The organism is Streptomyces sp. WELS2, assembly GCF_013870595.1.
In the GTDB taxonomy this organism is placed as follows: domain Bacteria; phylum Actinomycetota; class Actinomycetes; order Streptomycetales; family Streptomycetaceae; genus Streptomyces.
On sequence record NZ_JACBWZ010001000.1, the window covers coordinates 1 to 2,049 of the forward strand.

2 protein-coding genes are annotated in these 2,049 nt (G+C 75.0%); both read right to left on the reverse strand.

What is annotated here, in order from left to right; all coding sequences use genetic code 11:
* A partial coding sequence (locus H5J33_RS32800; RefSeq protein WP_181798354.1) for an O-acetyl-ADP-ribose deacetylase occupies positions 1-504 on the reverse strand: 504 nt, incomplete at its 3' end.
* Between the two features lie 44 nt (positions 505-548).
* Positions 549-1,967, reverse strand: coding sequence for an NAD(P)/FAD-dependent oxidoreductase (locus tag H5J33_RS32805; protein ID WP_181798355.1), 1,419 nt, complete (start codon positions 1,965-1,967; stop codon positions 549-551).
* Between the last annotated feature and the right edge of the window lie 82 nt (positions 1,968-2,049).

Consider the following 2,049-nt stretch of genomic DNA (forward strand, 5'->3'; position numbering starts at 1 on the left):
CAGCTGCCGGGCGAACGCCTCGTACGCGTCGGCGTCGAAGAGGACGAACCGCACCTCTTCCACGGCGGTCGGGGTGGCGCGTACGGTCTCCACCGCGATGCGGGCCGCGTCCCGCATCGGCCAGCGGTAGACGCCGGTGGAGACGGCGGGGAACGCGACCGTGCGGGCGCCGAGTCCGGCGGCGACGCGCAGGGACTCGCGGTAGCAGGAGGCCAGCAGGTCCGAGCGGTCCTCCGCCGGTGACCAGACGGGGCCCACCGTGTGGATCACCCAGCGGGCGTCCAGGTCGCCCGCCGTGGTGGCGACCGCCTGGCCGGTGGGCAGCCCCTTGCCGTACCGGGAGGCGCGCAGCGCGCGGCACTCCGCCAGGATGGCCGGGCCGCCGCGGCGGTGGATCGCGCCGTCCACTCCCCCGCCGCCCAGCAGCGAGGAGTTGGCCGCGTTGACGAGGGCGTCGGCGTGCTGCCGGGTGATGTCGCCCTGGACGAGGGTGATGCTGGTCATGTCGGTCCCGCCTTTGCGGTGACTCCGGTTCGGCCGGCGTCGGTTCAGCCCTGTCTCAGTCTCCGCCAGACCGCCTTGGCCGCGTTGTGCCCCGACATGCCGTGCACCCCGGGCCCCGGCGGCGTGGCCGAGGAGCAGAGGAAGACGGCCGGGTGCGGGGTGTGGTACGGGAACAGGGACAGCCTGGGGCGCAGCAGCAGCTGGAGTCCGGAGGCCGCGCCGCAGGCGATGTCCCCGCCGACGTAGTTGGCGTTGCGGGCGGCCATCTCGGCGGGCCCGGCCGTCGCGCGGGCGAGCACCCGGTCGCGGAAGCCGGGGGCGAAGCGCTCCAGCTGGCGTTCCATGGCCTCGGTGAGGTCGCCGGACCAGCCGTTGGGCACATGGCCGTACGCCCAGAAGACGTGCTTGCCCTCGGGAGCCCGGGTGGGGTCGGCCACGCTCGGCTGCACGGTGATCATGAACGGCCGCTCGGGCGCGCGTCCCCCGCGGGAGGCGGCGCGCAGGGCGGTGCCGATCTCGGCGTGGCTCGCGCCGATCTGGACGGTGCCGGCGACGCGGGCCTCGGGCGCGGTCCACGGCACCGGGCCGTCCAGCGCGTAGTCGATCTTGAACACGCTGGGCCCGTAGCGGTAGTTCGCGTAGTAGTCGCCGAGACCGGCGATGCGGGCGAGCGCGGCGGGCGAGGTGTCGAAGACGTACGCGCGCGCGGGCGGCAGGTCGTCCAGACGCTTGACCTCGAAGTCGGTGTGCACCGCCCCGCCGAGGTCGCGCAGGTACGCGGCCAGGGCGTCGGAGACGGCCTGGGAGCCGCCGCGGGCCACCGGCCAGCCGCGGGCGTGCGCGGACAGGGCGAAGACCAGTCCGATGGCGCTGGTGGCGAGGCCGCCCAGCGGTGCCATCACATGGGCGACGAGGCCGGCGAAGAGGGTCTTGAACCGGTCGTCCTGGAAGCGGCGCATCAGCCAGGTGGACGGCGGCAGACCGGCCAGGCCGAAGCGGGCGAGGGTGACCGGGTCGCGGGGCAGCGCGGTCAGCGGCAGGGACATGAAGTCCTGGACGAGGGTGTCCCAGCGGGCGAGCAGGGGCTCGACCAGTCTGCGGTACGGGCCCGCGTCGCGCGGTCCGAAGGAGGCGGCGGTCTCGGCCACCGAGCGGGACAGCACGGCCGCGGTGCCGTCGGGGAACGGGTGGGCCATGGGCAGCGGGGCGTGCAGCCACTCCAGGCCGTACCGGTCCAGCGGAAGGGCGCGGAACGCCGGGGAGTTGACGCCGAGGGGGTGGGCGGCCGAGCACGGATCGTGCCGGAAGCCGGGCAGTGTCAGCTCCTCGGTGCGGGCGCCGCCGCCCACCGTGGACTTCGCCTCGAACAGGGCCACGGAGAAACCGCGGCGGGCCAGTTCCACCGCGGCGGTCAGTCCGTTCGGCCCCGCACCCACCACGACCGCATCGAGCATCGACGGCACCTTCGGACCCCTTCGTCAGCCGACGGCTTCGGGATCAGGATATGCCGGGGCACCGGCACTCCCCCGGTCCGGGCGGCCCCGG